General features: G+C 60.6%; 4 protein-coding genes. 3 read left to right on the forward strand and 1 reads right to left on the reverse strand.

The features are described 5' to 3' along the window. Positions 1-120: 120 nt before the first annotated feature. Positions 121-1,617 (reverse strand): leucyl aminopeptidase, encoded by a 1,497-nt coding sequence (locus tag HMPREF2980_RS04905; RefSeq protein WP_070642706.1) that lies wholly within the window; start codon positions 1,615-1,617, stop codon positions 121-123. A 434-nt stretch (positions 1,618-2,051) separates the two neighbouring features. Between HMPREF2980_RS04905 and HMPREF2980_RS04910 the strand changes: the two genes are divergently transcribed. The 3 genes from HMPREF2980_RS04910 to HMPREF2980_RS04920 all read left to right on the forward strand — a co-directional run bounded on the left by HMPREF2980_RS04910 (position 2,052) and on the right by HMPREF2980_RS04920 (position 6,827). Next, on the forward strand, positions 2,052-2,957 hold the full coding sequence (locus HMPREF2980_RS04910; RefSeq protein WP_070599423.1) for a PAC2 family protein: 906 nt from the start codon (positions 2,052-2,054) through the stop codon (positions 2,955-2,957). Between the two features lie 207 nt (positions 2,958-3,164). Continuing rightward, positions 3,165-5,048 (forward strand): metal-dependent hydrolase, encoded by a 1,884-nt coding sequence (locus HMPREF2980_RS04915; protein ID WP_070690456.1) that lies wholly within the window; start codon positions 3,165-3,167, stop codon positions 5,046-5,048. Between the two features lie 396 nt (positions 5,049-5,444). Further along, positions 5,445-6,827 carry an RNA polymerase sigma factor gene (locus HMPREF2980_RS04920; RefSeq protein ID WP_070690459.1) on the forward strand — a complete coding sequence of 461 codons (1,383 nt, stop codon included), beginning with the start codon at positions 5,445-5,447 and terminating at the stop codon, positions 6,825-6,827. The last annotated feature ends 163 nt before the right edge of the window (positions 6,828-6,990 follow it).

Here is a 6,990-nt window from a genome sequence, read left to right on the forward strand (position 1 = left end):
GGCTCCCCGGTAGAAATACCGGAAAGCCCTCCTCCGATCAGCTCTATGCTGTGCGGCTCGCACCAGATAAGGGGCACCAATTAGGATGCGCCAATTAGGGCGCGCGCCCAGCCAATCAGACTACTTAGCGTAGGACTCGATGAAGTTCACCAGGGTAGCGGTACCGAAACCGGTGCCTTCCTTCGGAGTGAAGCCGTACGGGGACTCCTCATTGAACGCGGGGCCCGCAATATCCAGGTGAGCCCAGGGGATGCCCTCGCCCACGAACTCCTTCAGGAACAGGCCCGCAGTCAGCGCGCCACCGTAGCGGGAACCAATGTTCTTGATGTCAGCAACGGGGGACTCCAGGCTCTTACGCAGGTAGGACTCCAGCGGCATCGGCCAGTAAGCCTCACCCGCAGCTGCACCGGCTGCAATCACGCGGTCGCGAATCTCCTCGTCACCGAGCAGAGCCGCAGTGCGCAGACCCAGAGCAGCCATAGCGGCACCGGTCAGGGTAGCGATGTCCAGGATGACGTCCGGGTTCGACTCGGAAGCCAGGGCGATACCATCAGCCATGACCAGGCGGCCCTCAGCGTCAGTGTTCAGCACCTCAACGGTACGGCCATCACGCATGGTGATAATGTCCTCCGGGCGCAGTGCGTGACCGCCGGGCATGTTCTCAGCCAGGCACAGGTAGCCGGTGACAGCAACCGGAACATCCAGCTCAGCAGAAGCAACCACAGCGCTCAGAACCGATGCCGCACCAGCCATATCGCACTTCATGGTCATCATCGAAGCGGCAGGCTTCAGCGAGTTACCACCGGTATCGAAGGTGATACCCTTACCAACCAGAGCAACGTGAGCCTTCGGGTTCTCCGGGGTGTACTTCACAACGGCAAGAACCGGCTTGCGGGGCGAACCCTGACCAACACCGGAAATGCCGCCGAAGCCCTCCTCTGCCAGGCGGTCGTGGTGGAACAGTTCAATCTCAATGTTCGAGTAATCCTCAGCGACCTCAGCAGCGAACTCAGCGAAAGTCTCCGGGTACAGGTGCGACGGGGGCAGGTTCACCAGGCGGCGAGCGTCCTTAGCGGTCTCGCCCAGAACCAGGCCGTGCACCAGAGCCTCTTCAGCCTCTTCCTGATCAATCGAAGAAACAATCAGAATGGACTCGATTTCTTCCTTGATCGAATCCTTGGTCTTGAAACGCAGACCCTCTTCAATGAAGTTGCCCAGCACAGCGCCGTGAGCAATAGCCTCAATTTCCTCTACCGAAGAAACGCCGAAATCGAAAGCGACCTCCTCAGCGGAACCAGCCAGCTGACGAGCCGCAGAACCGGCGGCGTAACGCAGAGCATCCAGGCGCTCCTGACCCTCAGCAGTATCAGAGCCCAGACCCGCCAGCGCCACAATGCCGGCACCGGTGTCCTCAAGGCCGGGCAGACGCAGCAGCTGATCGGGGGCACCCGAGGCGCCCAGCGCCTCCAGCAGCTCGTTAATACCCTCAACAGAGTCCTCAGACAGGGAGCTCGGCGCCAGGTACGCACCGTCCGAACCCTTCAAAACGCCCAGAACCAGAACGTCAGCTTCGAGCGCTTCAAGGTCGGTGCTGTGAATAGACAGAGACAGAGACATCGTTACTCCTTTGCGTATGTCTTCTCAAAATAGTCGGGGCACATCCTCGCGCCCGAAAAACTCAACTGTAGGCCCTCGAAGAGTGAGGATGAATACCGCCGCGCAAAGCCGCGCGGACTACTGCTTCTACTCTACACGGATATGTAGGAGGGTGTGAGGTTCAGCTCTCACCCCAAACAGCTGGCAGAACAGAAAAAATGCACAAGAAGCCGAGCTGCAGCACCTTAAGAACGTCGACGAGACACCAAACAAGTTCACCTATTGCGAGAAAAGCCCGCACACTGTTGAGACAGGGCAGTAGTGGCATAAAATGAAAGACTACGGAAAGCGTCAGATAACAGAAGACGCCCCTTCGCCCCAACACCTCGGGTACCGGCAGAAACACTAAGCCCACCCCGAACGCGGCGCGAACCAGACAGAAGTGAGGAGGCGTAATGCTCAACCCCGAAGATCTCTACTTAGCCAACACCAAAATATTGGACGACCCCAGGATGCACGGGCTAACCCTCGTCATCGCCCTCTCCAGTCCGCAAGACGCAGGCTCCACCGCAGGCCAGCTCGGACAGGTGCTGCTCAGCGAACTCAAAAATATTGAAATCGTCGAGTTCGACAGCGACCAGCTACACAACTACCGTGCCCGCCGCCCCTACATCCGCTACGAAAAAGACCACTTTGAACAGCCGCAATACCCGCAGCTGAAGCTCTACGCCGTAGAAGACAGCCTCGACAAGCCGTTCCTGCTGCTCACCGGCGCCGAACCGGACCTGCAGTGGCAGCGCTTCGAAAAGGCGGTGCTGACCATCGCCCAGCGGGTCAAGCCCTCCCTGGTCGTGCTGGTCTCCGCATTCCCCATGCCGGTGCCGCACACCCGCCCCTTCCCGATTACCGCGCACGGCTCCCGCAAGGATCTGATTCGCGGCATCTCCCCGTGGAAGCCCAGCGCGGACGTGCACGCGACCGTCACCAACCTGCTGGAAGTGCTCTTCACCGAAAACGGAATCGACACCGTCGGCTTCGGCGTGAACATTCCCCAGTACATTTCGGAGGCGGACCTGCCGCAGGGCACCCTCACCGCCCTCGAACACGTGGGCATGGCCGCGCACCTCTCGCTACCCACCGAGAACCTGCGCGAAGCCGCACGCCACGTGCACAGCCAGATTAACGATCAGGTCAAGCAGAACCCCGAAATTGGTCGCATGATCACGACCATGGAAGAGAACTACGACGAGAACTTCCGCACCTCCGACATTGCGGTTCCCCTCTCGCGCCGCGACGCGCACAACGTGCCCAGCCGCGACGAGATTGGTGCGCTCTTCGAGCGGTTCCTCGACGAACAGTAAAGCGTGCGCAGTAGGGGAAAGCACTCGGGGCGCCCTTACTCTGCATGACGGAATATGACGCGGCACCCCGCGCCGCTGTGGACAAACCCCGGTAAACAAACGAACAATACGAATAAATCTGTGGAACCAACGGACACATGAACCGAAGTATCCACAGATTTATTCGTTTAACCTGAGCACCCGCACAAACCATGCCACCGTGAAGGCATGAACGCAAATAATATCCCCAATGGCAACATCCCCAACGGCAATACCCCCAACAGCGACCACTTCCACAGCGGCTACGACACGCCCCCGCCCATCCGCAACGAATACGACGTGCTCAGCTGCGCCCTCCACCAGCACGGCTACTGGCCCGACCACTCACTCATCATCCTCACCGCAACCGATGACACCCTCGGCCCCAGCCTGCGCGTCAACCTACCCGACGAACCCTGCACCCACAGCGAACGCGCCGACTTCCTACACGAAACCTTCACCAAACTCCCCACCCACCACAACGGCGAAACCCTCACCCGCTTCTACGCCATCATCATCGACGGCGACAACACCGTACGCCAACGCCAACTGCACCCCAACACCGCGCAACTTGCCGCCATCGAAGAAATCCAACAGGACGTCGACACCCAAATCCCCATCAACGCATGGCTCCACCTGCTCCACGACCCGCGCATCGTCAGCGAACTACGCTGCGAAGACGTCATCTACGCAGGCGGCGCCAGCATCTGGGCGCTCAACCCCGAACAGCAAGCACTCACCCTCCTCGCACCCATCGAAGAAATCCGCCACAGCAGCTACTACACCTGGCTCACCCGCCACGGCGACACCATCGCCGACACCGCCCAACACAACTACGCCCACAGCCACTGGGACACCGACCCCACAGCCAACCCCGAAACCCGCCACGACTGGGAAAACGCCGTAGAACTCTGGGACCACACCCACACCACCCGCCACGACGAAGCCCGCCAGAGCGTCCGCACCATCTACCGCCAAGCCCAAATCGACCTCTGCTACTGGGACGCCGCCATCAACGCCGCCGCGCACCTGCTCACCACCCACCCGGTCGATAACGCGGGCAACCCCATCACCGGTGACGCGCCCACTATCGGCGACGCACTCCGTGAACTCATCCCCGCCGAAGTCGCAGGGCACCTACGCGCCTCCATCGCGCCCGCAACCCTCAACCCCATCACCGCCGAAATGCTCACCTACCTCGCCGGCTACGGGCTCAACCACGCCCAAAAAGCGCTCGCCTACCTGCACTACTCCGCCCAATACACCTACCACGCCTTCGGCGGCGAATACCCCAGCACCGACCGCGCGCCGCTCGAACCACCCCGCTACGGCACCCGCATCACCCGCAAAACCTACATCCCCGCCAGCTTCACCCACGCACTCAGCGCCACAGTAGGCACCGAACAGCCACACGTACGCGCCGTGCCCGAAAAATGCGTGCAATGGCAAGACTGGATCCGCCGCACCCACCGCACCATTCAGCAGAGCCGCAGCATTCAACAGAACCGCAGCAACCAGCACACCAACCTCAACGGCTGGGCACTCGAAAACCTCACCCCCGCCGACCTCGCCAGCGCCGCCGAACTCAACACCATCAGCCGCGACCTGCTCCCACGCCTCGAGGAACACTCCAAAGACCACAACGCCCACAACAAACTCGAAAGCCTCCAACAACGAATCGACGAAAGCTGCACCAACAGCGAATACCTCACCAAACACCACGCCGTCTACACCCACTACCTCAACGCCCTCAAAGGAAAACTAGACAGCCCCCACTGGGCACGCCTCAACGCACTCGAACTACTCACCAGCCTGCTCACACCCCACAGCACCGACGGAGAATACGCCGAACTACGCAACACCCAAGCCTGGGCCAACTGGTACAAGGGCTACAGCACCTACGCCCGCATGCTCCGCCAAGAAGCCCACCGCCACACATTCGGAAAGGACCTCAACATCCTCGATGTACACCTCAACGCAGGCAACCTACCCGCCTGGATCAAATACACCATCTGCGGCGAACCCGGAACACACCGCGAACCCATCAGCACCCTCAAACCCCGAAAACCTTAAAAGCCCGGCACCTAAAACCGGCACCTAAAAGCGAGGTACAAAACGAGGGAGGGGCGCGCCACCGGGCACGCCCCTCCCGCACACAGCCGCACTCACCCAAAACCAGGCCCACAAGCCACCCAAACAGCGCGTCAAGTTGAAAGCAACCAAAAATCTGCAATACTTATATATTGACCCCGTACAGTCAATGCGCTATAACGCGCCCTCAAACCGCTCCACACAACGAGCAACGGAACCCTGCAAACCACCCAACGCACGCGGAATAAAACCCGCCCCCCACAGCGTTAAACCGGACAAACGCAGCAAACACCCCGACCGAGGACGCCAGCACAGACTTGACAGGGTCTTAGGTGTTTTGCAGACAAAGCACCCCACCACAAGCCAGAAAGGGTTCTAGTGGCACCTGCAACCAGCAAGAAGACCGTGACCGGCGACGCAACCGAAGAAACCGTCGCAAAAACCACCACCAAGACCACCCGCACCAAGAAGGCAACCACCAAAGCCGCAGCGGCAACCGAAGACACCACCGGCGCAACCGCCGAAACCGGTGCTGAAACCACTGCCGAAACTACTGCCGAAACCGAGGCAGACAAGCCCAAGCGCACCCGCAAAACCACCACCACCAAAACCGCAACCAAGCGCAAGACCGGTGGCCGCCGCAAAAAGAGCGACGACGAATTCGACCTCGGACTCGACGAAGAACTCGAAACCACCGACGGCGAAGACGAAACCGACGAAGAAGACGAAGAAACCGCAGCCAAAATAGAAGAAAAGAAGGCCGCAGAAGCAGTAGCAGCCAAGGGCTCCGGCTTCGTCCTCACCGCAAACGACGACGACGACGCACCCGCACAGCGCGTCGTCACCCCCGGCGCAACCGCCGACCCCGTCAAGGACTACCTCAAGCAGATCGGCAAAGTCTCCCTGCTCAACGCACAGCAGGAAGTCGACCTCGCCATGCGCATCGAAGCAGGCCTCTACGCCGAGCACAAGCTCGCCGAAAACCCCGACATGGACAAAGAACTCAAGAAAGCCCTGCGCTGGGTCATCCACGACGGCAAGCGAGCCAAGAACCACCTGCTCGAAGCTAACCTGCGACTCGTCGTCTCCCTCGCCAAGCGCTACACCGGCCGCGGCATGCTCTTCCTCGACCTCATCCAGGAAGGCAACCTCGGCCTCATCCGCGCCGTCGAAAAGTTCGACTACTCCAAGGGCTTCAAGTTCTCCACCTACGCAACCTGGTGGATCCGCCAGGCCATCACCCGCGCAATGGCAGACCAGGCCCGCACCATCCGCATCCCCGTGCACATGGTAGAAGTCATCAACAAGCTCGCCCGCGTGCAGCGCCAGATGCTCCAGGACCTCGGCCGCGAACCCACCCCCGAAGAACTCGGCAAGGAACTCGACATGACCCCCGAAAAGGTCATCGAAGTCCAGAAGTACGGCCGCGAACCCATCTCCCTGCACACCCCCCTCGGTGAAGACGGCGACTCCGAATTCGGCGACCTCATCGAAGACTCCGAAGCAGTCGTCCCCGCAGATGCAGTGTCCTTCACCCTTCTGCAGGAACAGCTCCACTCCGTGCTCGACACCCTCTCCGAGCGTGAAGCCGGCGTGGTCGCAATGCGCTTCGGCATGACCGACGGCCAGCCCAAGACCCTCGACGAAATCGGCAAGGTCTACGGCGTGACCCGCGAACGAATCCGCCAGATCGAGTCCAAGACCATGTCTAAGCTCCGTCACCCGTCGCGTTCGCAGGTACTGCGCGACTACCTGGACTAAAAAAAGTTCATAGCTAGCGGTTCTAACGTGCTGGCGGATGCTCGTGCAGCTGGTCTGCTGTCCGGCACGCGGACGATGCTCGCGGGGCCGGACTCCGTGTGCTTGTTCTTACAGACGGCGCACCGGTTCCCGCTCGCGGGGGAGTGCCCCCTCTTCAGCGCCT

The organism is Rothia sp. HMSC076D04 (assembly GCF_001814645.1).
In the GTDB taxonomy this organism is placed as follows: domain Bacteria; phylum Actinomycetota; class Actinomycetes; order Actinomycetales; family Micrococcaceae; genus Rothia; species Rothia mucilaginosa.